The organism is Pseudoalteromonas sp. Z9A6 (assembly GCF_011378805.1).
GTDB classification, from domain to species: Bacteria; Pseudomonadota; Gammaproteobacteria; order Enterobacterales; family Alteromonadaceae; genus Pseudoalteromonas; species Pseudoalteromonas distincta.
In genome coordinates, this window is sequence record NZ_WTKZ01000036.1 from 1 (window position 1) to 22413 (window position 22413).

Sequence of the window (22413 nt, forward strand, 5' to 3'; positions counted from 1 at the left end):
AAAACCGAAGTTTTATTTAACTCTCTGAGTAGTTCGTGCCTCGCTATGCTTCTTCCGCTGCGCGTCGCCATATCCCGTCTCAGTGGGGTCGCATTATAGGGAGATCCGAAAACAGATCAACCCTTTTTTGAAGAAAACTTGAAATAATGTGCTGTTCGCTGAGTATTTGAGCTAAACGCTCAAAAACACAACTAAACCACCTGTATTGAGGAGTTTATAGAGCTATTTAAAGTCAAAGTTATGGTAACTAGTGATCAGTAGAGGCATATTTGGATCATCAATGCTGAAAAAGCCAACCAATAAGTTAAGAGTCGTGTTACTAAAATCATTTGAAATAGTCAAAAGCTGAGATTTAAATTCATTGGGCTATATTTTTATTTGAGAAGTGAATTTACTAAGGCCCCAATGGTTAGCTTTTCTATGAGGTTCTTAGTACCGGTATATAGATAAGAGAGCGACCCTTATATCTTCTGATCAGCTCTAATCAATAAAAACTTCGTTAGGGATTACTTAATGGCAGTTAAATTCGAAGTTCTATTATTAATAACTGTAAATCACTATATAAAGTAAAAATGCTCTTTAACTAAAACCGGATAGGCTATTTTGGATCGATGGTAAGTAAAGGGTAACTAGGCAGAGCTATTAAAATAACTGTAAAAACAACCTATCGATTCAGAATCTATGAGTCGATGCACATAATAGAAGGTAATTACTGGTTCATATAGTTTGGCAAATTTTAGGCAAGAAAAAGCCGAGCATAAGCTCGGCTTTTAGGTTTCTTTAAGACTTACTCTGCAGACTGTGCGTCTTCTTGAACTGCTTCGCTAGTCGCTGGGCGACCAACTAGTTCAATATAAGCCATTGGTGCATTATCACCAGTACGGAAGCCACACTTAAGAATACGAGTGTAACCACCTGGACGATCCGCATTACGTGGACCGATTTCACTGAATAATTTACCAACAACTTCATTATCACGCGTGCGAGCAAACGCTAAACGGCGATTTGCTACACTGTCAGTCTTAGCCAGTGTGATTAAAGGTTCAATTACACGACGTAACTCTTTCGCTTTTGGCAAAGTAGTTTTGATGATTTCATGTTTCACCAAAGAACCTGCCATATTGCTAAACATCGCTTTACGATGGCTACTGTTACGGTTTAATTGACGACCACTCTTACGATGGCGCATGACCCTATCCTTCTAACTAAACTAATATAGTGATTTAGATTATTCAGCTAAGCTTGCAGGTGGCCAATTTTCTAGGCGCATGCCTAGAGAAAGTCCACGTGAAGCTAGCACGTCTTTAATTTCAGTTAGAGACTTCTTACCTAAATTAGGCGTTTTAAGAAGCTCAACTTCAGTGCGCTGAACTAAATCACCGATATATTGAATTTGCTCGGCTTTCAAACAATTTGCTGAGCGTACTGTTAATTCAAGATCATCAACTGGACGAAGTAGAATAGGATCGAATTCTGGCTTCTCTTCTTTCTCTTCTGGCTCAGTTACATCACGTAAATCTACGAATGCATCTAATTGCTCAGCTAAGATAGTAGACGCACGGCGGATCGCTTCTTCTGGATCTAAAGTGCCGTTTGTTTCCATATCAATGATTAACTTGTCTAAATCTGTACGTTGCTCAACTCGAGCTGATTCAACCGAGTACGCAATACGTTCAACTGGGCTAAATGATGCATCAAGCAACAATCTACCAATTGGACGCTCATCGTCATCAGAGGATAAACGACTAGATGCCGGCACATAACCACGACCACGTTCAACACGAATACGCATGCTGATCTCGCTGTTATTTGTAGTTAAATTACAAATAACGTGATCTGGATTAGCAATTGTTACATCGCCATCGTGCTGAATATCAGCCGCAGTAACAGGGCCTACACCAGATTTAGTCAGGGTCAGAAAAACTTCATCTTTGCCTTCTAACGTTACTGCTAAACCTTTAAGGTTTAATAGTATTTCAATGATGTCTTCTTGAACGCCTTCTTTCGCGCTGTACTCATGTAATACACCGTCGATTTCAACTTCAGTTACTGCACATCCAGGCATAGATGAAAGTAATATACGGCGTAAAGCATTACCCAGAGTATGGCCAAAGCCACGCTCTAATGGTTCTAAAACTATTTTAGAACGCGTTGGGTTGATAGCGTCGATGTCGACTAACCTTGGTTTTAGAAATTCTGTAACAGAACCCTGCATTTTATCCTCTCTTAACTCTTAACTTTACTTAGAGTAAAGTTCGACGATTAGTTGTTCATTAATGTCCGCAGACAGGTCTGAACGCTCAGGTAGACGCTTAAAGCTGCCTTCCAATTTCTTACCGTCAACTTCAACCCAAGTCGGCTTTTCACGTTGCTCAGCCAACTCTAGAGCAGCGATAATACGTGCTTGCGTCTTAGACTTCTCACGGATTACAACAGTATCTTCTGGAGTAATTACGTATGAAGGAATGTTCACAACACGACCATTAACTAAAATCGCTTTATGGCTTACTAACTGACGTGCTTCTGCACGTGTGCTAGCAAAACCCATGCGATATACAACATTGTCTAAACGTTGCTCTAAAAGCTGTAACAAGTTTTCACCTGTGTTGCCTTTAAGGCGAGCAGCTTCTTTGTAGTAGTTACGGAATTGCTTTTCTAATACACCGTAGATACGACGTACTTTTTGCTTTTCACGTAATTGTAAACCGTAATCAGATAAGCGACCTTTACGAGCGCCGTGCTGACCAGGTGCAGTCTCAAGTTTACACTTAGAGTCGATAGCTCTTACGCCGCTCTTAAGGAACAGGTCAGTACCTTCACGACGACTCAGCTTGAGCTTAGGGCCCAAATATCTTGCCATGTTATTTCTCCTAACCTATTGTTAAACGCGACGTTTCTTCGGTGGACGACAACCATTATGTGGTATTGGCGTCACGTCAGTAATGTTGGTAATACGGTAACCAGCAGCATTCAAAGCACGTACAGCAGATTCACGACCTGGACCTGGACCTTTAATGAAAACTTCTAGATTTTTTAAACCGTATTCTTGAGCAGCAGTACCTGCACGCTCTGCAGCAACCTGAGCAGCAAATGGTGTAGATTTACGTGAACCACGGAAACCTGAACCACCGGCAGTAGCCCATGATAGTGCATTACCTTGACGGTCGGTAATCGTTACAATAGTGTTGTTGAAAGACGCATGAACATGAGCCATACCATCAGCAACTTGTTTTTTAACCTTTTTACGACGAATTGGTGTCTTAGCCATAATACTATCCCCTTATCGCTTAATAGGCTTACGAGGACCCTTACGGGTGCGCGCGTTAGTCTTAGTTCTTTGACCACGTAGTGGTAAAGAGCGACGGTGACGTAGGCCACGATAACAACCAAGGTCCATTAGGCGCTTGATATTTAAAGTAACTTCACGACGAAGATCACCTTCAACAGTGTACTTGCCAACTGCATCACGCAGTACGTCAAGAATTTCGTCTGAAAGTTCACCGATTTTTGTGGTTTCGGCGATACCAGTCGCTTCTAAGATAGCCTTAGAGCGAGTCTTACCTATGCCATAAATAGCTGTTAAACCAATAACTGCATGTTTATGATCAGGGACGTTAATGCCAGCAATACGGGCCACTAACACATCTCCTATATTCGAATTTGGTAATCAAAAGTTTGAAAAGCCCGTAAGGATACTCAAACGAAGACCAAATCACTACTAAAAACACAGGCCGAGAAAACTCAGCCTGCACGACTGTTTACTTAGCCTTGCCTTTGCTTATGCTTAGGCTCACTGCAAATTACGCGTACTACACCAGCACGTTTAATAACTTTACAGTTACGGCATATTTTCTTAACGGAAGCACGTACTTTCATTGCTCAACTCCGTAAACTGACCTTATCGACCGTAGCCTTTAAGGTTCGCTTTTTTCAGCACAGAATCATACTGATGAGACATCAGGTGAGTCTGTACTTGTGCCATAAAGTCCATGATTACTACAACGATAATCAAAACTGATGTACCGCCGAAGTAGAATGGCGTTTGCCACGCCATCGTCATGAATTCAGGCACCAGACAGATAAAGGTTATATACAAAGCACCTGCCAATGTCAGGCGTGTCATCACTTTATCAATGTATTTAGATGTCTGCTCACCTGGACGAATACCTGGGATAAATGCGCCAGATTTCTTAAGGTTATCTGCTGTTTCACGTGGGTTAAAAACCAACGCTGTGTAGAAAAAGCAGAAGAAGATAATAGCCGCAGCTAAAACAAGCGAGTACAACGGTTGACCTGGAGTCAACGTAGTAGCAACAGCTTGTAATACATCAGCGACTGGACCTTCACCTTGGCCGAACCAGCTAGCAATTGTACCAGGGAACAGAATTATACTGCTAGCGAAGATTGGTGGAATAACACCCGCCATATTTACTTTTAGTGGTAAATGCGTGCTTTGGGCAGCAAATACTTGACGACCTTGTTGGCGTTTAGCGTAGTTAACAACAATACGACGTTGTCCACGTTCGAAAAACACTACAAGATAAGTAACAGCGAATACGATTACCGCAACCATCAACAGTACAAAAACATTCAAATCACCTTGGCGCGCCATTTCGACTGTCGAACCAATAGCAGACGGCAAGTTAGCTACAATACCAACAAATATTAGAACAGAGATACCGTTACCGATACCACGCTCTGTTATTTGTTCACCCAACCACATAAGGAACATAGTACCAGTAACTAAACTCACCACAGCGGTGAAATAGAAACCCATACCAGGGTTAACAACTAACCCCTCCATCATGCCCGGTAAGCTAGTAGCAATACCGATTGATTGAATAGTAGCTAGCACAAGCGTGCCATAGCGTGTGTACTGGCTAATTTTTTTACGCCCTTGCTCACCTTCTTTCTTAAGCTCTATAAACGGAGGATACATATGCGTTAATAGTTGCGTAATAATCGAAGCCGAGATATACGGCATAATACCCAGTGCTAACACTGAAGCTCGCTCAAGTGCACCACCACTGAACATGTTGAACATTTCAACAATGGTGCCCTTTTGTTGCTCGAAGAAATCGGCAAGTACAGCGGCGTCAATCCCAGGGATCGGCACAAATGAACCTAGACGGTAAATTATGATAGCACCCAATACGAAGAGTAATCGGCGCTTCAATTCCGAAAGTCCACCTTGTGCACTTTTTGTATCTTGACCTGGTTTAGCCATTAGTACTTCCTTAGTCTTCTACCTTGCCTCCGGCAGCTTCAATAGCTTCGCGAGCACCTTTAGAGGCTTTAAGGCCTTTAACGGTAACAGCGCGTGAAACTTCGCCAGATTTAACAACTTTAACGAAAAGAACGTTCTTTTTAACTAGACCAGCTGCTTGTAACGCGCTTAGGTCTACCACATCGCCTTCAACTTTAGCGATTTCAAAAAGGTTTATTTCTGCAGATACTAAAGATTTGCGAGAAGTAAAACCAAATTTAGGCAGACGACGTTGCATAGGCATTTGACCGCCTTCAAAACCAACGCGTACTTTGCCGCCAGAACGTGATTTTTGACCTTTGTGACCACGACCACCAGTCTTACCTAGACCAGAACCGATACCACGACCAACACGTTTTGGAGCAGTTTTTGAACCTGCAGCAGGTGAAAGTGTATTCAAATGCATCGAATTAACCCTCTACCTTAACCATGTAAGAAACCTTGTTTATCATACCACGTACACATGCTGTGTCTTCTAACTCAACAGTGTGGTTGATACGACGTAAACCAAGACCGCGTAATGTAGCTTTATGTTTCGGTAAACGACCGATAGAGCTTTTTACTTGTGTTACTTTTACAGTTTGATTTGCCATGGTTACCCCAGTATTTCGTCTACGCGAAGGCCACGTTTTGCAGCGATTGACTGTGGAGAATTCATATTCTCAAGAGCCGAAATCGTTGCACGTACTACGTTGATTGGGTTAGTAGAACCGTAACATTTAGAAAGTACGTTCTGAACACCAGTCACTTCTAGTACTGCACGCATAGCACCACCTGCGATGATACCAGTACCTTCAGAGGCTGGTTTCATGAACACTAGTGAGCCAGCATGACGTCCCTTAACAGGATGCTGTAATGTATTGCCATTTAGGTCTACATTGATCATGTTGCGACGTGCTTTTTCCATTGCTTTTTGAATAGCAGCTGGAACTTCACGTGCTTTACCATAACCAAAACCTACTTTACCTGCGCCGTCACCAACTACAGTTAGTGCAGTAAAGCTAAAGATACGACCACCTTTAACTACTTTAGACACACGGTTCACCGCGATTAGCTTTTCAGCTAGATCAGGCTGTTGTTGCTTTGCTTCTACGTTAGCCATAGTCTACTCCTAGAATTGCAAACCGGCTTCACGCGCAGCATCAGCTAGCGCCTTCACACGGCCGTGATATTTAAAGCCACTGCGATCAAAAGCAATCTTTTCGATGCCTTTGTCAGCCGCACGTTCAGCAACCGCTTTGCCAACTGCTTGCGCAGCTTCAACGTTACCGGTGCCTTTAACTGTTTCGCTAATAGCCTTTTCAACAGTAGAAGCAGCAGCCAGTACATTACCCTCAGCATTTACAACTTGAGCGTATATGTGACGTGGCGTGCGGTGGATAACAAGACGCGTTGTGCCTTGTTCAATATAATTTCTACGAGTGCGTTTAGCACGACGTAGACGAGCTGTTTTTTTATCCATCGTCTTACCTTACTTCTTCTTAGCCTCTTTACGGCGTACATTCTCATCTGAATAACGAACACCCTTACCTTTATAAGGCTCAGGTTTACGGTATGCACGAATGTTAGCAGCTGTTTGACCAACTAACTGCTTGTCTACGCCCTTAACTAGAACTTCTGTTTGGCTTGGAGTTTCAATCGTAATTCCTTCAGGAACTGCGAAATTAACTGGGTGTGAGAAGCCAAGAGTTAAATCTAATGTTTTACCCTTCGCTGCAGCACGGTAACCCACGCCTACTAACTGAAGTTTCTTCTCGTAACCTTCATGCGTACCAACAACCATGTTGTTGATTAGAGCGCGAGCAGTACCTGCTTGAGCCCATGCATTAGCTACGCCATCACGAGGTAAAGTAGTAATAACGTTGTCATTAACTTGTACTTCAACAGCGTTGTTGATTGTACGAGTAAGTTCACCGTTTTTGCCTTTAACTGTGATTTCCTGGCCTTTTAATGTAACTTCTACACCGGCAGGAACAGTAATTGGTGCCTTTGCTATGCGAGACATAGTTCCCCTCCGATTAAGCTACAAAACCAATGATTTCACCACCAACACCAGCACTACGTGCTGCGCGGTCTGTCATTAGGCCTTTAGAAGTTGATACGATAGCGATACCAAGACCACCCATTACCTTAGGTAATTGGTCACGTTTCTTATAGATACGTAAACCAGGGCGACTTACACGCTGGATATTTTCAATTACAGCTTTGCCTTCGAAGTACTTCAACTCGATAGAAAGCTCAGGTTTAGTTTCGCCGTTAACAGCGAAATCTACGATATAACCTTCGTCTTTTAGTACTTTAGCTAATGCTACTTTCAGCTTTGAAGTTGGCATCGTTACAGATACTTTCTTCGCTGATTGACCGTTACGAATTCGTGTGAACAAATCCGCGATAGGATCTTGCAAGCTCATAGTCTTACTCCCATGATTCTATTACCAGCTAGCCTTTTTAAGGCCAGGAATTTCACCGCGCATAGCTGCTTCGCGAACTTTAATACGGCTCATGCCGAATTTGCGAAGGAAACCATGTGGGCGGCCCGTAATGTTACAACGATTACGTTGACGTGCAGGGCTAGAATCACGTGGTAAAGCTTGTAGCTTAAGTACCGCGTCCCAACGATCATCTTCAGATGTGTTAACATCACTGATGATAGCTTTTAGTGCAGCGCGCTTTTCAGCGTACTGAGCAACTAGTTTTGTGCGCTTTGCTTCGCGCGCTTTCATAGAATTCTTTGCCATAACCCTACCCTTATTTCTTAAATGGGAAGTTAAACGCTTCTAACAACGCACGGCCTTCCTCATCAGATTTCGCAGAAGTAGTGATAGTAATATCCATACCGCGTACACGGTCTACTTTATCGTAATCGATTTCTGGGAAGATGATTTGTTCACGTACGCCCATGCTGTAGTTGCCACGTCCATCAAAAGACTTTGCACTTACGCCACGGAAGTCACGAATACGTGGGATAGCGATTGATACCAAACGCTCAAAAAAGTCCCACATACGCTCGCCGCGTAGGGTTACTTTACAACCAATCGGGTAGCCTTCACGCACTTTAAAGCCAGCAACAGATTTGCGTGCTTTAGTGATTAAAGGTTTCTGACCAGAGATTGCTGCTAGATCCGCTACTGCGTTATCTAAAATCTTCTTGTCAGCTAGGGCTTCGCCCACGCCCATATTCAATGTGATCTTTTCGATCTGAGGGACTTGCATGACAGAGCTGAAACCAAACTTCTCTTGAAGTTCAGCAACTACTTTGTCTTTATATACTTCATGCAGTTTCGCCATCATTCTACTCCAACTATTAGATAGTTTTACCAGTAGATTTAAAGATACGTAATTTCTTACCATCTTCAATCTTGAAACCTACACGATCAGCTTTACTCGTTTCCGAGTTGAAGATCGCAACGTTTGATGCATCCATAGATGCTTCTTTCTCAACAATGCCGCCAGCTTGGTTCAATTGTGGAACCGGCTTTTGGTGTTTCTTGATCAAGTTTATGCCTTCGACAAAGATTCGACCAGATTCAGTAACAACTGAAAGCACTTTTCCGCGCTTACCTTTGTCTTTACCTGCTAGTACGATTACTTCGTCATCACGACGTATTTTTGCTGCCATGATTGGCTCCTTACAGTACTTCTGGGGCTAGTGAAACGATTTTCATGAACTTATCATTACGAAGTTCGCGAGTCACAGGGCCGAAAATACGTGTACCAATTGGCTGTAAGTTATCATTTAAGATAACAGCAGCGTTGCTGTCAAAACGGATCAGAGAACCATCTGGACGGCGAACACCTTTTCTGGTACGCACAACTACCGCGTTTTTAACATCACCTTTCTTCACTTTACCGCGAGGAATAGCTTCTTTTACAGAAACTTTAATGATGTCGCCAATCGCTGCGTAGCGACGGTGAGAACCACCAAGGACTTTTATACACTGCACTTTGCGAGCGCCGCTGTTATCAGCAACTTCCAGCTGAGTTTGCATTTGGATCATGTTAATGACCTCCGGTGTAGTAATTACAACGTGTCTTAAATTTGTTTAAAATCAAGACATTTCGATTAAATCCCACTCAAAAACAAACGAGTTGTCTCTTAAGGGCGGGCAATTGTACCAGCATTGAGGGGGTAGCGATAGGTTATTTTTTAATTAATTTGGAGTGATGGGAAATTAAAGCTGAGTAATTACGGCTATGTAGCTATTTTACAGGTGGTTACAAAACAAACAAGGCACCTGTAATGTGCCTTGTTTGTTTAAAGTGTAATAAATTAACCAAATAAACCTTTTAATTTATCTTTAATTTTATCTTTTGCTTTGTCTTTGGCTTTTTCTTTTGCCTCATCGACCTTCTGCTTAGCTTCATCTTTGAGCGCATCACCAACATCTAGCTTTATACCTACATCGTGGAAAGGCCCTTTTATACGTAGTGGTATTTTAAAGCCAGTGCTGTCATCGGTAGTTCCCTGACCTTCGATAGATCCAACTATACCTGTAACCAAACGATAGTTGACCGTTGTTTGCGGTAAATCAACGTCGCCTTCACCTGATATTCTAATAAGTGGGCTGATAAGTGATAGGTCGGTATTTTTGCCAACGCCATTAGTAAAGTTAAAACTTCCAGTTAATGCTGAAAAATCTGTTTGCTCAGATTCTTCAAATCCGGTATCAAGCCCTTCAGATGCAGCACCAAAGTTACCTGAAATGAGTTCCTTACCTTTACGAACCATCTCAGCTATATTCGCACCTTTTACAGCTCCATCAGCAAACTCAAATCCAAGCTTTCCATTAAGCGCACCAATAAACGACTTTTGACTTTGGCCAGTTGTGTTTAGGTTCCAATTTAAAGACCCCTTACCCATTAGCTTGTCAAAACCTGCCGCATCCGTTAATAAAGGCTGTGCATCTATTCCAGCTAAGTCAAAGTTAGTTGATATTTTATAAGGTACTTGCTGTGCGTTTACATTGATAACGCCTTTACCTGACCCTTCATAAGCAGAAAAGCTATCTAGGCTTAGTTTTGCAACGCTATTTTTTAAAGCAACAGTAAATTGATTTGCGCCTAATTTAATATCATTTGCTTTTAATCCACTTGAACGAATCACTACATTTGCATCTAGTGAATTTAATGCACTTAAATCAATTTTAGTGTCATCCCATACTATTGGCTCTGCAGGTTTATCTTCTTGCTCTTCTGGCTCTTCTTGTTTTGCCACTGCTTCAGGTAGATACGGGTTTAAGTCAAGCATACCTAAATCAATATCAGCATTTACTGCTAAACGCTTACCTAGGTTAAGCTCGCTCTTACCTTTTATTTCTAATGCGTCTAACGTCGCAACTAAATCTTCTAGATTAAATTTCTCACCTAGTAGGTGCATTTTACCGTTTACACTAAATCCGTTAAATGCATTGTCTTTAGCGTCTAGCTCTACACCTTGCCATTTTGCAATACTTTTAACAGACTCACCGCTTAGTGCTAACTGACCTTTAATATCTTGGCCTTGCTTAGCTATGCTCCCTTCGAACGTTAAATCAACTAAACGAGAATCTAAGGTTTGTTTAACATTAAAAGTAGCACCTTCAATTGCTTTAGCAGGAGTATCTAATTTTATATCAAGATCAAAACGCTCTTGCATATAAGTAATACCCCCTTTTACTTCTAATGTTTTACGAAGTGAAGGAAGTAAAATAGCGAGTTCTAAATCGCTAATTTGTTGTTTGGCACCTGTTTGACCATCTAGATAAGTAAATGTGCCGCCATAAATAGCAACTTCACCTAACTCAATATCAAAGTTATCTGGAAGCTTAATCGCTTCACCTGATTGGCTCTGCTCTTTTGGTTGCTCTGCAACTGCATCAAACAACTGCCAATTGGCTTTACCATTTTTGTCGGTTTCTAATAGGATATTTGGTTCGTTTATAACAAACTTATCTAATTTAAACTCACCACCAAATAATGAAAACCAAGGTATGTGTACAGCAAGCTGTTTCATACTCGCCATATCGGCGCGCGAACCTGATTCCATATTTGCAAAATGCACGTCGTTAAGTTCTAACTTTAATGCAGGGAATACGCTAAGTGTTTTATCACCTTTAATGGTAAGAGTGCGCCCAGTTGTTTGTTCTACCTGTTCTGAAACTTTGTTAAAAATAGTATCAGTAGGGATTAGAAACGGTGCGGCAACAATTAGTGCTATACATAGTAAAAGTATTACACCTACAATTTTAAGTAAGGTTTTCATGATCGTCCTTTCAAACGTGCAAATAATGTTCTTATCATAGCGAGTGTTAGCCTTAAAATCATTGTCGTTCTGATAAAAAAGCTTTTTATTAGATATTACATTCCTATCCTGAATCGCCCCTGAAACATTTTGATACCTTTAGGTTACAAATAAATATTGACCCAATGAAACCTTAAGGTTACATTGATACCTATAGGTTACATATTGTAAAAATTTTAAAAGGAAATGAGCTATGTCTAATTACGATATTAAAAGTGAAGAAAAATTTATGGGCCAAAATGCATGGATTTCATTATTCATGGGGGTCACTTTATTAATCATTAGTGTTTACCCAATGCTTAATCATACATCAGCCCCACTATTGTTTTTAGGAACTGCTGCTTTTTTAGGTTCATTCTTTATGTTTGTGATCAGAGGCGGGTTTACATGGAGAATGAAATACCACCTTACATATAAAGATGAGTATTTAAATACCATCGACACTATTGCCTATAAACATGTCGTGCTTGGCTTACTTTTTAGTATGGGTGGCGTGTACTTACTCTCCGATACTCTTGCTTTAGAAGTATCTCACAGCATGATGGCTACATTTTACCTTGCTGTAATGAGTTTAATATACGGCGTATCAATTCTTTGGCAAAGCAAAGATTAGGAGCAAAAGTGCAAAATAAAATTGCAAAATACCGCAAAGAAGCAGGCCTTTCTCAACAAGACTTGGCTGATCTAATTGCGGTTTCACGTAAGACTATTAGTACAGTAGAAACGGCACGATTTACCCCTTCAGTAATAATTGCTCTAAAAATAGCAAAGCATTTTAATACCTCAGTTGAAAGTCTCTTTGTACTAGATAAAAATGATTGATACATGTTAAAACGTTGGCCTCATTCTATTAGCAAAAACGCCGATTTAGCTACTTCAATTACAACGTATGGAGGACAGCGCTGTTGTTATTAGCGTAATTGCGCTAAAATAGACCAGCAAAAAAATATATATCTAAACCGGAGATTCTACAAGGCATGAAAAAACTGCTAATTTCACCGTCAAAAATGACGCTAGGCGAACAAGAAAATCAAATCTATCAGAACATTCTGAAGCAATCTTCAGAATTAAGCCTTAACCTTATGGCCGTGAAAGTAGAAAACCACCCTGATGATTTTTTACCTTGGTGTTACGAATTGCTAAGTGCAAGCAGAGATCGTATGAACTACGATTTACTAGAGCCGCAGCAATTACCAGTACTTAAGAAGCTACACGATCAGCTTATTTCAGCTATCAGCTTTTTACAGGTTAAAACTTTACGTATTGCTCCGTGGCCTGTAGTAAGTGTATTTGTAGAACAACACAAAGACGTTATTGCTCTTGATGAACAGCTTCGCTTAGTAGACTACATTAAGAGCATTCGTGAACAATCTCTTAAAGATATGATTCCTGAAGATTTACTTGCGTTTAGCGGTAAGCACATGGCATCACTTGATCCAAGCACATACAACTTTGACGTTGAATGGTTTGCATCAACAAAAAGTGCGAAGAGCTTTCATCAAATGCTTGGCGATTTACCAGGTGCCTTTGACGATGCACTAGTAAATATTCCACTTGAAGGTGACATTACTCAATACGAATATCAACAATTTGTTGCTGCTTATTCAAAAATATTCACCGACAATAATGAAAAACCAACACTTGCGCCTGCAACACGACTGCTTGCAATGCGTCGCCCTGATATATTTACTCCGATCACAAACAATCGGTTAGATGCATTATGCGGTGCCCTTGGTGTTTCTAAACTTAAAAATAGTGATTTTGAGCGTTACTGGCAAGATATTGTAAAAGGTATTCAAGCTATGTCATGGTACAAAATGGCTAAACCTAGTAATGAGTTAGAAGAACAATTAGTTGCTATTAAAGCGCTAATCCCATGTTTATTTCACTATGCTGATGCTAAAACACCAGATAACTCTAACTACATCAAACTGTTAAGTAAGCCTAAACGAACTACAACTACGACAGGTAAAACTCAGCGTAGAGGTAAAGAGTCTGCAGAAATTTTAGTAGACCGCGCACTTGCTGCTGACGATATTCCTGAGCACATTCGCAGTAAGCGCGATTCAATTGTGAGTGAAGTTCAAAAAGGTCGTAGTGTAAACGAAACAATTAGCCTTATGCGCACTATATTTGGATAAAAACTTCTAATTTAGCCGTACTTATATGGTGCGGCTAGGTTAATTTATGCACCAGCGGTGTGCGCAACGTCTTCCTACATGCCATATCTCTTCTCAATCTATAAAATGCAAGCTCATGTTTTTAATATATAAAAAATAATTTTTAATAAAAAATAATGAAGCTGGCACATACAGTGCAATTATCCCGTTAGTTAAACAATAAAAAGCCGTCAGCCTAAAGGTTCCGAATACATAATAAAAACCTTGGCGAGCAAAAAATCATATAACGGGAAATGGACATGCTAAAACTAAAAAAAACCATCGCTATAAGTGCTATAGCATTAATGGGCGCAACATCTTTAACGTCAACAGCCGTACATGCTGAAGTAACAGCAAACGCAGCGGCAACATCAAACTACTTATGGCGTGGTCAAGAGCAAACTGGGGGCGATGCAGCTATTTCAGGCGGTATTGATTACGCCAATGAATCGGGCTTTTATGCAGGTACTTGGGCTTCAAATGCATCGTGGGCAGATGAAATGACCTATGAGCTTGATTTATATGCAGGCTTTGGTGGCGACATTAACGAAAGCGTTAGCTACGATGTTGGCTATATTTATTACGCTTACCCAGATGCCGCTTCTGAAGCTGACGCCGATTTCTCTGAAATTTACGGTAGCATCAGTGTTGAAGGCTTTACATTTGGTGCTTCAGTACTTGCAACATCAGCTGCAAGTGGTGATGGTACAGACTTTGGTGATTCACTTTACCTGACAGCTGACTACGGTTTTGCTGTTGGCAGTAACGGCACTGAAATGGCACTTCACTTAGGCCACTACTCAGGTGACTTTATTGGCGATGATAATATCTTAGATTACGGTGTATCAATTTCGAAAGATGGGTTCACTTTTGGTTTATCTGATACAGATATGGATGACTCAGATATTAAAGCTTACGTTGCTTATTCTGTAGACTTTAATTTATAAGAAAGAATGTGTTACTTGCTGCGACATGAAGGGCCTTTTGGCCCTTTTCTTGTTTTATAGCTGTTTTGCTTTAAATGGTACCTTATTACATTGTACTTCTACTGTTTTAGGGTACCAAGCTGGGCCAATTTGATTCACAACCACCTCAGCTAAACCATTAGTAAACGATTTATACGTATGAACGCTTTGCCACTCCCCTTGTGGGCAATGTTTTGTTAAATCTAACGGATCTGATCCCTCGTACAACGCAAGTGCAAAATTATGATGCCACTGTGAACTTTTTAGCGTCTTATTGCTTACTTTGCTCTGCATACCGTTATCAAAGTAAATATTTGTACACCCCGTTAAAATAATCAGTGTGCAACCGGCTGCAAATAGCTTGATGCTCATAATGTCTCCCCTAGTACTTGCTCTTGGCACCACACTTTAATGGTATGAGGCGAGTATATTCCAAGCGTAATTAAACTCAGCGCTCCATCACTAAACGTTTGCTGTGACTGCATTTGAATAACCGGTGTATTTGAACATATTTGTTTTACGTCTACCCGCTGCTCACCCACTAATCCCCATAAATAAAATGGGCGGCTATCTTCGTAATTAGCTTGGCTCGTTATTTTTGCTGTTGCCCGTGGCTGAATGGTTACCGCAGAACAAGCACTGAGGCTTAATGCTATCGCCCCTATGATTAATGGTTTCATACTCTTCCTTATAAACTAAATACCAGTAAGGTAACTTTATAAGAGAACATAAAATATTAGCGTAAAAAGCTGTGGGGAATATGTAGAAACGCTATGAAGTTTTATACAGTTTATTACACATAAAGGCCGCATAAATGCGGCCTTTAAAGTAGTCAGTTTAAGTCCTTAGTAAATAAATAGACTTTAAAACTTAGTTAAGTTGTTTTTACTGTCTTTATCGACCAGCTTAATGTAAGGATCAACCCCCGCAAATAATGGTTTTTCTTTTACTTTTAGCTCAATAGTATTGGTACCAGATACTATTTGATGCTTTTTCGAGTAAATAACAAAGTCTTCAGCGAGTAAGTTTTCAGAGTCGTCGCTAAACAATGCAATATCAATTAGCTCATCGAGCGGCTGCTCAGTTTCTTCACCTTGTCCATCGGCATGCTGCTTAGTTGCTTCAACGCTCAGTGTTACTGTATAAAAACCTTCGCCATCAACATCATCTGTAACCGACACTTCTTTCATTTCAAGCTCATAAAGCGTTATATATTTAAACTGATCATCAATAAAACGTTGTTCAGCTTGTGTTGCATCTCGCTTTAAATAACTAAGTAAATCAAGTGTGGTTGGATATGGCGTTGATTGATATTTAAACTCATTCAAAAACGCTTTAAGTGCTGCATTTAAGCGTACTTCACCTAAACGATCATAAATCGCCATCATCGCAACTGAGCCTTTATTGTAATGAAGGTATTGTTGAGCCTGCGTTTTATATAGTGGCATTTCTTCAAAGGCTTCGCCAGTATGGCCCATTAAGTATTTATCTAACTCGTACTTTAAGAATTTACGGAGCTTCTCGGCGCCAAAGCGTTTTTTTAGCACCATAAGCGCACTGTACTGGGAAAGTGTTTCAGAAATAACAGCACTACCCTCTACATTAGCCCCTGATACTTGATGCCCCCACCATTGGTGCGCAACTTCATGTGCGGTTACATAGTAAGGTAGGTCAACTTTACTCTCATCTCTTAGGTCTGTAATAAAACCAATACTTTCTGAGTAAGGTACCGTATTGGCAAAACTTTGCGCAAACGAGCGATACTTAGGAAACTCAATAATACGTAACTGCTTATGCTGATACGGGCCAAAGGCTTGTGTGTAGTAATCTATTGAGTCTTGAACTGACTCAATCATGCGGTCAACATTCCATGCATGATCTTTGTGGTAGTACACCTCAATATTTACCCCATTATGCTCAACCTTTTTACTTTCAAGCTCTGCCGAAAGCACAGAGTAAAAGTTTATAATTGGAGCATCCATTTCATAAACAAAGGTGCGGCGTCCATCTTTTACACTCTCACTTTTTAAGTAACCTGGTGTAATAACAAATTGTGACTCATCGGTGGTTACCGTTGCCTTATAGTTTATAAACCCATTAGCAGGCCCAAACTCATTTTGCGTATAATAACGGCTGTCTTCTAGTTTATGTGCGAGCTCAAGTTCAGGTAACTCGTGCTTACGGCGCTCATACTTGTCAGCAATTTGAAAATACTTTTGATAACCAAAATTTGGTAATAATTCTCCATTATTTACAAATGTACCGTTGTGCACGAGTTGAGTATCAGATCTTCTATCAACAAAACCGTCGTGTTCACGAGAAACTGAGAGCTCGCCTTCTCGCACTTCATTGGGCATTAGCGGTTGTTCAAACTCAAACCATACCATGCCAAAATCGGTTAAACGCTCTACTATTTTTCCGCCCGCCATTTTTACATCCCAGCTTTAGATTGGCTAGGCTCGTTGATTAACACACGGGTTATTGGCTCGTTTGCGGTATTGGTAAACTTAATTTTAGCCACGGCATTTAAAGCACGCTTTTTAGGATAAATATCAATGTTTAAATCAACATCAGTTATTATAGGCCGTGGCAAGTCTTTGTATTGTGAAAACTCTTGCTCATACCTTACTTGTAGCGCTTCGTTATCATCACTTGTTACAAACTCGTTGATTACACGGGTGTTGTAATAAATGTTATAACCCGCGCCCACAAATACCAATAAACTTATAACGGCTGCAATCTGGCCTTTTAAAGACATGTTGTAACGTACTAAAGATAAACGAGTACGCAATGTTTGCGACGGGCCGCGATGCCATAAAGCAAACCCTACAATAGCTAAAAACACACTCAATGCCCCCCAATATAGGGTATACCAATGCGCGCCTTGTAAAAAATGTCCATAACCATTTATATCAGAATACGGTACGCTACTGCTTTGAGAAAAATGATACATATGATGCTCAAACCCGTAAGCACCCATTACCATTTGAGCAATGTAATACAGAATAAATAAACCCATACCTATGTATTTATTAGGGCTAATTATTTGTAAAAAGAACGCCAATATAGCCATCATAATTAAAGGCAGTAATGTAAGGTAACCCAACCTAAATAAGTACTGGCCAAGCTCTAGGTTAAATTGCCCCTTAAACAGTTGCACTGCAATGGTAAACATCATGCCCACTAAATAAAGACCACAAACTGCAGTGATTAACGCAACAATTTTAGATACCCAAAACACACTGTTATGCACCGGGAAGCTATCAACAATATCACCCATACCACTGTGGCGTTCTCGCCAAACCAGCTCTGCGCTGTAATAAGCAATAATGATAAACATAAACAAAGCGGAGGAGTTTTGAATTATGCCCACCATGTTTTGTGTGAGCGGCCAATCCGTTGTGCCATATGCGCCAATAGGTGCAAAAAGTGGTGCGAGTAACATAGTAATACTGACACCCGCTAAAATCATAAAAGGGGCACTTAATATAACTTGCTTAAGTTCAAATAAGCTGCGCATTACTAATTGCGATTTCGTATTTACCCCTTTTGACTTGTAATTTTTAGCGCTGCTAATAAGTGCTGCTTGTTTATTTTTTACAAACGTAGAGACAGCAAATTGCTTTTTCTGTTTTTTAGTGACTACGCGATTACCTAACTTTCCGAGGCCAAAAAACATTGCAACACTGATTGCCACCCACAATATACGGTTAGCTAAAAAGTCACCAGAAAGCGTTAATACCTTTGTGTTTTTATCATTCACAATCCAATAACGCGTTAAGTCAATTAAAGAACCTGAGCCAAATGGGTCGGCGTAAACAACAATATTTCTAAATGCTAAATCATCAAAATAAACGCCGGCTATTTGATAGGCTATAAAAATCACAACAGCTGTTACATAAACCGCCATCATGGTTTTAAAATAAACCGCTACACTATTAAAAATAGCCGAAAGTACCAGTAAACTTGGCACCGCTAAATAAAGATAAGGTGCACCATAATATATAAACTTATTAGGGCCTACTAGCTCACTATCAAGCCAGCCAACTAATAAACCAAATTGTGACCCTAAAAACACGCCTAATGGCACAGTTAAAAAAACAACTAGCACAACCAAGTAAGCACCAAAAAAACGTCCTGATTGATAAGCAAGCGGGTTAACGGGCTTACTAAACACCAGCTCATCCATTTTGGTCTCGCTGTTGCGAATCGCTGAGCTTGCAACAAAGTTAACCACTAAAAACATAGCAAGCGTACAAAAGGTAACCGTTAAAACCATAATGGTATAAGGCGAGTTCATATGAACATTAGCCCCACCTAACGGAAACTGACTACTGGAGCTTATAAAAAACGCCATAAAAAAGAATATTAATGAGGTCACATAAAACGAAGGCTGACGCATAAAATAGCGCAGCTCAAACGCGAGCATATTAAAAAACATAGCGCCCCTTTATGCTACTTGGCTGTTACGATGATTAAGCAACGTAGAAAAATACACATCTTCTAGGTTTGCACTGCTGAGCTCAAAACCTTCAGGGGCTTCATTGGCTAATACATGTAATATGGTTTGCCCAGCAAATAAGCGTTTTGAAATAACAGGCAGCTGCGGTTCAAGCTCTAGCGCTTCTTCTTGGCTCATGGCTTTGCGCCAAATTTGGCCTTGGAGCTTATCGGTAAGCGCTATTGGGTTACCTTCTAGTAAAATCTTACCGCCAGCCAACACCGCCATATTTGGGCAAAGCTCTGCAACATCTTCAACAATGTGGGTCGATAATATAACTACTTTTTGCTCGCCTAAGCTTACTAACAAGTTATGAAAACGATTACGCTCTTCAGGATCTAGCCCCGCTGTTGGTTCATCAACGATAAGTAAGTCGGGGTCACCTAGTAAGGCTTGTGCAATACCAAAACGCTGGCGCATACCGCCCGAAAAGCCACTTACCGCTTTTGAGCGATGTTGATATAAATTAGTATGTGCAAGTAATCCTTCAACCGACTCTTTACGCTCTGCTTTATTATGAATTCCCTTTAAAACAGCCATATGGTCTAGCAAGTCGTAGGCACTTACCCGTGGGTATACACCAAAATCTTGCGGTAGGTAACCTAAACGTTGGCGCAAAGCCTGTGGGTCTTTAAATACATCAATGCCATCAAAAGTAATTGAACCTGAATCAGCCGACTGCAGTGTTGCAATGGTACGCATTAGCGATGATTTACCTGCGCCATTTGGCCCAAGTAATCCAAACATCCCTTTGCCGATAGATAAATCAACACCTTGTAGTGCATGTACGCCGTTATCGTAGGTTTTAGATAACCCTGTTATTGATAGCATTTTTACTTCCTTGAATATGAGTAATTATTTTTATAATGTTTTATACCACAAGGAAAATAGGAACATGAGTTACTTACTGGTTAAATTTGTAACAACAAATAAACATAATTTAAACTCATAACACTTGCCTGCACTGTATTCACTCGGTATAAAAACCACATATACTTTTTATAAGAAGCGAAAAGCCATGCAAGATCACCAAAGCCAGCCGTTAAATGACTTTATAGAATATCCACATGAAGAAATGCTAAATCGTGCTAACGAGTTTTTACAAACCAGCCAACGCCGCCATAGCATTCGCAGCTTTAGCGATCGCCCAGTACCAAAAAATATTATTGAAGCATGTATAAAAGCAGCTGGCACAGCACCAAGTGGAGCGAATCATCAGCCTTGGCATTTTGTGGCTATAAAAAGTAGCGATGTAAAAAAACAAATAAGAGAAGCCGCAGAAAAATTAGAGCGTTCTTTTTACGAAGGCAGAGCAGGTGAAGAATGGTTAGATGCGCTAAAACCGTTAGGTACCGACGCCAATAAACCTTATTTAGAGCATGCACCTTGGCTTATAGCTGTATTTAGTCAAAAAAAGGGGGGCGTAAGCACCGATGATAAAAATACGAATTATTATGTGCATGAGTCTGTTGGCTTAGCTACCGGCTTTTTAATTCAAGCTTTGCACCGCAGTGGTTTAGCAACCCTTACTCATACTCCAAAGCCAATGAGTTTTTTAACCGACATATGTAATCGCGATAGAGATAACGAACGCCCATACATGCTACTTATTACAGGCTACCCAAGTGATGATGCATCAATACCTGCTCATGCACTGGATAAAAAATCACTCGATGAAATAGCTACGTTTATTTAGTATTTTCTGCTCGGCAAAACCACTCATATAGCAAAGCAATGATCGACTCAACTTTTGGGTCGGTCAACGAGTAATAAATAGTGTGCCCTTCTCTGCGAGTAGCAACCATATCTGCCTTGCGTAAACTTGCTAAATGCTGAGATAACGCTGACTGTGCTAAAGGTACATTTTTATTTAGCTCACCTACACTTTGCTCACCTTGTAATAAACTACATAAAATCATTAAGCGATTTTTGTTAGCCATTAATTTTAAAAACTGTTCGGCTTGCTCTGCGTTGACAGCTAGTTGTTCAATATTCATTTTTATTATTTCTCTTTTTGATACCTTTTTAAGTATAGACTTTTATATTAGTAGGTTCTAATATAATTAACATTAGACTTTACTAATATTAAGGCAATCACAAAATTAACGATGCCGTTTTATTAATCGGCGGAAGTGCTGTGGCAGTATCCGCGCTATTAAGTTACTTTGTATAAAGTAACTTTCAGTTTTTAACGTTATTTATAAGTATTAACTCAATTCAACCTACTTATACCAAGTAGCACCTATTAATGTCTTTTTTAAGAAAAAGAGGATTTACAAACTAATGCTTACATCAATCCCTGACTTACTAAAAATTATCACACCTAACCAACGCCGTATTGACGCAGCGCAAGCAAAACTCGAGCTTGAACAAAATAAAGGTTTACTTATTGATGTGCGAGAACCTGCAGAGCACGCGACAAAATCGGCTGCCGGCGCTATAAATATTCCGCGTGGATTACTCGAGATGAAACTGATGGAAATAGAAAAAGACGCAGCTCGCCCTATTTACGTGCACTGCGCAAGTGGTGCGCGCGCAACGTTGGGAGCAGAAGCGTTAACGCGTGTGGGTTATGAAAACGTAACCGTTATTACCTGTGACGCAAACCAAATATGTAGTGTGTTTTAAACATCAACTGAATACTTATAATGATGCGCCTAGTAAAGGTAGGCGTTTAACTTTGTGATAAGTCAGTGCTAATTTAATACACTCTTTAACTGGGTATTCTGGTAATGGCTTTTCACTATTTAATACAATTGCCCGGTTACCTTCGAAAGTGAGAGTGTGGGAATACAACTCTCTAAATGTGCTTACTAGCTTTGATTGGCAATGAAAAAACAAATAACACGAGGAGCCCTTAGAGCCTACGCGAATGGGGCTGCCATTTATTGTGTTATAACTTGGCTCTCCCCACTTTATTGATACCAATCCGCAATAATACTTAATCAATTTGAGGGATTAAATCTGACGCAAACGGCGTTAAAAACTTCTGATATAGAACAACTAAATAACGAAATTTTTGCCTGGTTATCGACACGATTTTCTCACCTCAGAATAGATCACTTAATTAAGCGAATTGGTATGACTCCTCCACAGATCCTAAGTTTTGCTCTTGTGCTACGGTATAAATTAACTCTCGTAATTTTATAAGCTTACTTTTTGCTATCTCAGGATAATTATTAAATATATTTTCTATTTCCGTATTCATAAAAATATCCTCATAAGCTTTACAATTTTAAAAC

The 22413-nt window shown here is 40.2% G+C and carries 29 protein-coding genes and 1 pseudogene; 6 read left to right on the forward strand and 24 right to left on the reverse strand.

Going from position 1 to position 22413, the window contains the following annotated elements:
* Positions 1-787: 787 nt before the first annotated feature.
* The 18 genes from rplQ to GQR53_RS13575 all read right to left on the reverse strand — a co-directional run bounded on the left by rplQ (position 788) and on the right by GQR53_RS13575 (position 11507).
* Positions 788-1189: a 50S ribosomal protein L17 gene (rplQ, locus tag GQR53_RS13490; RefSeq protein ID WP_002959450.1), complete on the reverse strand. Its 402-nt coding sequence runs from the start codon at positions 1187-1189 to the stop codon at positions 788-790.
* Between the two features lie 39 nt (positions 1190-1228).
* Positions 1229-2215: a DNA-directed RNA polymerase subunit alpha gene (rpoA, locus tag GQR53_RS13495; protein WP_002959452.1), complete on the reverse strand. Its 987-nt coding sequence runs from the start codon at positions 2213-2215 to the stop codon at positions 1229-1231.
* 24 nt (positions 2216-2239) lie between these two features.
* Complete coding sequence (gene rpsD, locus GQR53_RS13500; protein WP_002959461.1) at positions 2240-2860, reverse strand: 30S ribosomal protein S4; 621 nt, start codon at positions 2858-2860, stop codon at positions 2240-2242.
* Between the two features lie 21 nt (positions 2861-2881).
* Complete coding sequence (gene rpsK, locus GQR53_RS13505) at positions 2882-3268, reverse strand: 30S ribosomal protein S11 (RefSeq protein WP_002959471.1); 387 nt, start codon at positions 3266-3268, stop codon at positions 2882-2884.
* A 12-nt stretch (positions 3269-3280) separates the two neighbouring features.
* Positions 3281-3637: a 30S ribosomal protein S13 gene (gene rpsM, locus GQR53_RS13510; protein WP_002959473.1), complete on the reverse strand. Its 357-nt coding sequence runs from the start codon at positions 3635-3637 to the stop codon at positions 3281-3283.
* A 125-nt stretch (positions 3638-3762) separates the two neighbouring features.
* Positions 3763-3876: a 50S ribosomal protein L36 gene (gene rpmJ / locus GQR53_RS13515; RefSeq protein ID WP_002959476.1), complete on the reverse strand. Its 114-nt coding sequence runs from the start codon at positions 3874-3876 to the stop codon at positions 3763-3765.
* A 22-nt stretch (positions 3877-3898) separates the two neighbouring features.
* On the reverse strand, positions 3899-5227 hold the full coding sequence (gene secY / locus GQR53_RS13520; RefSeq protein WP_002959478.1) for a preprotein translocase subunit SecY: 1329 nt from the start codon (positions 5225-5227) through the stop codon (positions 3899-3901).
* Positions 5228-5237: 10 nt separating this feature from the next.
* The gene (rplO, locus tag GQR53_RS13525; RefSeq protein ID WP_002959480.1) at positions 5238-5672 is read right to left on the reverse strand and encodes a 50S ribosomal protein L15; all 435 of its coding nucleotides are present in this window, start codon (positions 5670-5672) and stop codon (positions 5238-5240) included.
* 4 nt (positions 5673-5676) lie between these two features.
* A complete protein-coding gene (rpmD, locus tag GQR53_RS13530; protein WP_002959482.1) occupies positions 5677-5859 on the reverse strand; it encodes a 50S ribosomal protein L30 in 183 nt (60 codons plus the stop codon).
* Positions 5860-5861: 2 nt separating this feature from the next.
* A complete protein-coding gene (gene rpsE / locus GQR53_RS13535; RefSeq protein ID WP_002959485.1) occupies positions 5862-6368 on the reverse strand; it encodes a 30S ribosomal protein S5 in 507 nt (168 codons plus the stop codon).
* 9 nt (positions 6369-6377) lie between these two features.
* On the reverse strand, positions 6378-6728 hold the full coding sequence (gene rplR / locus GQR53_RS13540; RefSeq protein ID WP_002959486.1) for a 50S ribosomal protein L18: 351 nt from the start codon (positions 6726-6728) through the stop codon (positions 6378-6380).
* A 9-nt stretch (positions 6729-6737) separates the two neighbouring features.
* Positions 6738-7271, reverse strand: a complete 534-nt coding sequence (rplF, locus tag GQR53_RS13545) for a 50S ribosomal protein L6 (RefSeq protein WP_002959488.1) — start codon at positions 7269-7271, stop codon at positions 6738-6740.
* Between the two features lie 13 nt (positions 7272-7284).
* A complete protein-coding gene (gene rpsH, locus GQR53_RS13550; RefSeq protein ID WP_002959491.1) occupies positions 7285-7677 on the reverse strand; it encodes a 30S ribosomal protein S8 in 393 nt (130 codons plus the stop codon).
* A 21-nt stretch (positions 7678-7698) separates the two neighbouring features.
* Positions 7699-8004, reverse strand: a complete 306-nt coding sequence (gene rpsN, locus GQR53_RS13555; protein WP_006794245.1) for a 30S ribosomal protein S14 — start codon at positions 8002-8004, stop codon at positions 7699-7701.
* Positions 8005-8014: 10 nt separating this feature from the next.
* A complete protein-coding gene (gene rplE / locus GQR53_RS13560; RefSeq protein ID WP_010554915.1) occupies positions 8015-8554 on the reverse strand; it encodes a 50S ribosomal protein L5 in 540 nt (179 codons plus the stop codon).
* 16 nt (positions 8555-8570) lie between these two features.
* Positions 8571-8885 carry a 50S ribosomal protein L24 gene (gene rplX, locus GQR53_RS13565; protein ID WP_002959496.1) on the reverse strand — a complete coding sequence of 105 codons (315 nt, stop codon included), beginning with the start codon at positions 8883-8885 and terminating at the stop codon, positions 8571-8573.
* 10 nt (positions 8886-8895) lie between these two features.
* Complete coding sequence (gene rplN, locus GQR53_RS13570; RefSeq protein ID WP_002959498.1) at positions 8896-9264, reverse strand: 50S ribosomal protein L14; 369 nt, start codon at positions 9262-9264, stop codon at positions 8896-8898.
* Positions 9265-9536: 272 nt separating this feature from the next.
* Positions 9537-11507: an AsmA family protein gene (locus tag GQR53_RS13575; protein WP_165744187.1), complete on the reverse strand. Its 1971-nt coding sequence runs from the start codon at positions 11505-11507 to the stop codon at positions 9537-9539.
* Between the two features lie 232 nt (positions 11508-11739).
* Here GQR53_RS13575 and GQR53_RS13580 point away from each other — a divergent pair, with 232 nt between their 5' ends.
* From GQR53_RS13580 to GQR53_RS13595, 4 genes are all read left to right on the forward strand, one after another.
* Positions 11740-12159, forward strand: a complete 420-nt coding sequence (locus GQR53_RS13580) for a hypothetical protein (RefSeq protein WP_165744188.1) — start codon at positions 11740-11742, stop codon at positions 12157-12159.
* An 8-nt stretch (positions 12160-12167) separates the two neighbouring features.
* The gene (locus tag GQR53_RS13585; RefSeq protein ID WP_002959505.1) at positions 12168-12368 is read left to right on the forward strand and encodes a helix-turn-helix transcriptional regulator; all 201 of its coding nucleotides are present in this window, start codon (positions 12168-12170) and stop codon (positions 12366-12368) included.
* A gap of 155 nt (positions 12369-12523) precedes the next feature.
* On the forward strand, positions 12524-13687 hold the full coding sequence (locus GQR53_RS13590) for a hypothetical protein (protein WP_165744189.1): 1164 nt from the start codon (positions 12524-12526) through the stop codon (positions 13685-13687).
* Between the two features lie 278 nt (positions 13688-13965).
* Positions 13966-14652, forward strand: coding sequence for a TorF family putative porin (locus GQR53_RS13595; RefSeq protein ID WP_024591363.1), 687 nt, complete (start codon positions 13966-13968; stop codon positions 14650-14652).
* 54 nt (positions 14653-14706) lie between these two features.
* Here GQR53_RS13595 and GQR53_RS13600 read toward each other — a convergent pair whose 3' ends face one another.
* The 4 genes and pseudogenes from GQR53_RS13600 to GQR53_RS13615 all read right to left on the reverse strand — a co-directional run bounded on the left by GQR53_RS13600 (position 14707) and on the right by GQR53_RS13615 (position 20002).
* Positions 14707-15042: a hypothetical protein gene (locus tag GQR53_RS13600; protein ID WP_165744190.1), complete on the reverse strand. Its 336-nt coding sequence runs from the start codon at positions 15040-15042 to the stop codon at positions 14707-14709.
* Complete coding sequence (locus GQR53_RS13605; RefSeq protein WP_165744191.1) at positions 15039-15350, reverse strand: Bor family protein; 312 nt, start codon at positions 15348-15350, stop codon at positions 15039-15041. The genes GQR53_RS13600 and GQR53_RS13605 overlap by 4 nt, the downstream gene beginning before the upstream one ends.
* Positions 15351-15533: 183 nt before the next feature.
* Positions 15534-19111: pseudogene (locus GQR53_RS13610) on the reverse strand (M1 family aminopeptidase).
* A 9-nt stretch (positions 19112-19120) separates the two neighbouring features.
* Complete coding sequence (locus tag GQR53_RS13615) at positions 19121-20002, reverse strand: ABC transporter ATP-binding protein (RefSeq protein WP_002959519.1); 882 nt, start codon at positions 20000-20002, stop codon at positions 19121-19123.
* A 187-nt stretch (positions 20003-20189) separates the two neighbouring features.
* On the opposite strand from GQR53_RS13615, the gene GQR53_RS13620 reads away from it, so the two are divergent.
* Positions 20190-20867 (forward strand): nitroreductase family protein, encoded by a 678-nt coding sequence (locus GQR53_RS13620; RefSeq protein ID WP_165744192.1) that lies wholly within the window; start codon positions 20190-20192, stop codon positions 20865-20867.
* Here GQR53_RS13620 and GQR53_RS13625 read toward each other — a convergent pair.
* Positions 20860-21168 carry a metalloregulator ArsR/SmtB family transcription factor gene (locus GQR53_RS13625; RefSeq protein ID WP_024594836.1) on the reverse strand — a complete coding sequence of 103 codons (309 nt, stop codon included), beginning with the start codon at positions 21166-21168 and terminating at the stop codon, positions 20860-20862. The two genes, GQR53_RS13620 and GQR53_RS13625, sit on opposite strands and share 8 nt — an antisense overlap.
* A 286-nt stretch (positions 21169-21454) precedes the next feature.
* Here GQR53_RS13625 and GQR53_RS13630 point away from each other — a divergent pair, with 286 nt between their 5' ends.
* Positions 21455-21799, forward strand: a complete 345-nt coding sequence (locus GQR53_RS13630; RefSeq protein WP_024591370.1) for a rhodanese-like domain-containing protein — start codon at positions 21455-21457, stop codon at positions 21797-21799.
* A gap of 439 nt (positions 21800-22238) precedes the next feature.
* Here the strand turns inward: GQR53_RS13630 and GQR53_RS13635 are convergent, their stop codons facing one another.
* Positions 22239-22379 (reverse strand): hypothetical protein, encoded by a 141-nt coding sequence (locus GQR53_RS13635; protein ID WP_240917478.1) that lies wholly within the window; start codon positions 22377-22379, stop codon positions 22239-22241.
* Between the last annotated feature and the right edge of the window lie 34 nt (positions 22380-22413).

What these genes read in the sequence shown, in the direction of transcription:
- GQR53_RS13620 (WP_165744192.1), top strand. Translation starts at nt 20,190, where the DNA reads ATGCAAGATCACCAAAGCCAGCCGTTAAATGACTTTATAGAATATCCA.
- rpsK (WP_002959471.1), bottom strand. Translation starts at nt 3,268, where the DNA reads ATGGCTAAGACACCAATTCGTCGTAAAAAGGTTAAAAAACAAGTTGCT.
- rpmJ (WP_002959476.1), bottom strand. Translation starts at nt 3,876, where the DNA reads ATGAAAGTACGTGCTTCCGTTAAGAAAATATGCCGTAACTGTAAAGTT.
- rpmD (WP_002959482.1), bottom strand. Translation starts at nt 5,859, where the DNA reads ATGGCAAATCAAACTGTAAAAGTAACACAAGTAAAAAGCTCTATCGGT.
- rplO (WP_002959480.1), bottom strand. Translation starts at nt 5,672, where the DNA reads ATGCATTTGAATACACTTTCACCTGCTGCAGGTTCAAAAACTGCTCCA.
- GQR53_RS13625 (WP_024594836.1), bottom strand. Translation starts at nt 21,168, where the DNA reads ATGAATATTGAACAACTAGCTGTCAACGCAGAGCAAGCCGAACAGTTT.
- GQR53_RS13575 (WP_165744187.1), bottom strand. Translation starts at nt 11,507, where the DNA reads ATGAAAACCTTACTTAAAATTGTAGGTGTAATACTTTTACTATGTATA.
- rplN (WP_002959498.1), bottom strand. Translation starts at nt 9,264, where the DNA reads ATGATCCAAATGCAAACTCAGCTGGAAGTTGCTGATAACAGCGGCGCT.
- rpsD (WP_002959461.1), bottom strand. Translation starts at nt 2,860, where the DNA reads ATGGCAAGATATTTGGGCCCTAAGCTCAAGCTGAGTCGTCGTGAAGGT.
- GQR53_RS13580 (WP_165744188.1), top strand. Translation starts at nt 11,740, where the DNA reads ATGTCTAATTACGATATTAAAAGTGAAGAAAAATTTATGGGCCAAAAT.
- rplQ (WP_002959450.1), bottom strand. Translation starts at nt 1,189, where the DNA reads ATGCGCCATCGTAAGAGTGGTCGTCAATTAAACCGTAACAGTAGCCAT.
- rplX (WP_002959496.1), bottom strand. Translation starts at nt 8,885, where the DNA reads ATGGCAGCAAAAATACGTCGTGATGACGAAGTAATCGTACTAGCAGGT.
- rplR (WP_002959486.1), bottom strand. Translation starts at nt 6,728, where the DNA reads ATGGATAAAAAAACAGCTCGTCTACGTCGTGCTAAACGCACTCGTAGA.
- rplF (WP_002959488.1), bottom strand. Translation starts at nt 7,271, where the DNA reads ATGTCTCGCATAGCAAAGGCACCAATTACTGTTCCTGCCGGTGTAGAA.
- secY (WP_002959478.1), bottom strand. Translation starts at nt 5,227, where the DNA reads ATGGCTAAACCAGGTCAAGATACAAAAAGTGCACAAGGTGGACTTTCG.
- rplE (WP_010554915.1), bottom strand. Translation starts at nt 8,554, where the DNA reads ATGGCGAAACTGCATGAAGTATATAAAGACAAAGTAGTTGCTGAACTT.
- GQR53_RS13635 (WP_240917478.1), bottom strand. Translation starts at nt 22,379, where the DNA reads ATGAATACGGAAATAGAAAATATATTTAATAATTATCCTGAGATAGCA.
- GQR53_RS13615 (WP_002959519.1), bottom strand. Translation starts at nt 20,002, where the DNA reads ATGCTATCAATAACAGGGTTATCTAAAACCTACGATAACGGCGTACAT.
- GQR53_RS13630 (WP_024591370.1), top strand. Translation starts at nt 21,455, where the DNA reads ATGCTTACATCAATCCCTGACTTACTAAAAATTATCACACCTAACCAA.
- rpsN (WP_006794245.1), bottom strand. Translation starts at nt 8,004, where the DNA reads ATGGCAAAGAATTCTATGAAAGCGCGCGAAGCAAAGCGCACAAAACTA.
- GQR53_RS13595 (WP_024591363.1), top strand. Translation starts at nt 13,966, where the DNA reads ATGCTAAAACTAAAAAAAACCATCGCTATAAGTGCTATAGCATTAATG.
- GQR53_RS13605 (WP_165744191.1), bottom strand. Translation starts at nt 15,350, where the DNA reads ATGAAACCATTAATCATAGGGGCGATAGCATTAAGCCTCAGTGCTTGT.
- GQR53_RS13600 (WP_165744190.1), bottom strand. Translation starts at nt 15,042, where the DNA reads ATGAGCATCAAGCTATTTGCAGCCGGTTGCACACTGATTATTTTAACG.
- rpoA (WP_002959452.1), bottom strand. Translation starts at nt 2,215, where the DNA reads ATGCAGGGTTCTGTTACAGAATTTCTAAAACCAAGGTTAGTCGACATC.
- rpsE (WP_002959485.1), bottom strand. Translation starts at nt 6,368, where the DNA reads ATGGCTAACGTAGAAGCAAAGCAACAACAGCCTGATCTAGCTGAAAAG.
- GQR53_RS13590 (WP_165744189.1), top strand. Translation starts at nt 12,524, where the DNA reads ATGAAAAAACTGCTAATTTCACCGTCAAAAATGACGCTAGGCGAACAA.
- rpsH (WP_002959491.1), bottom strand. Translation starts at nt 7,677, where the DNA reads ATGAGCTTGCAAGATCCTATCGCGGATTTGTTCACACGAATTCGTAAC.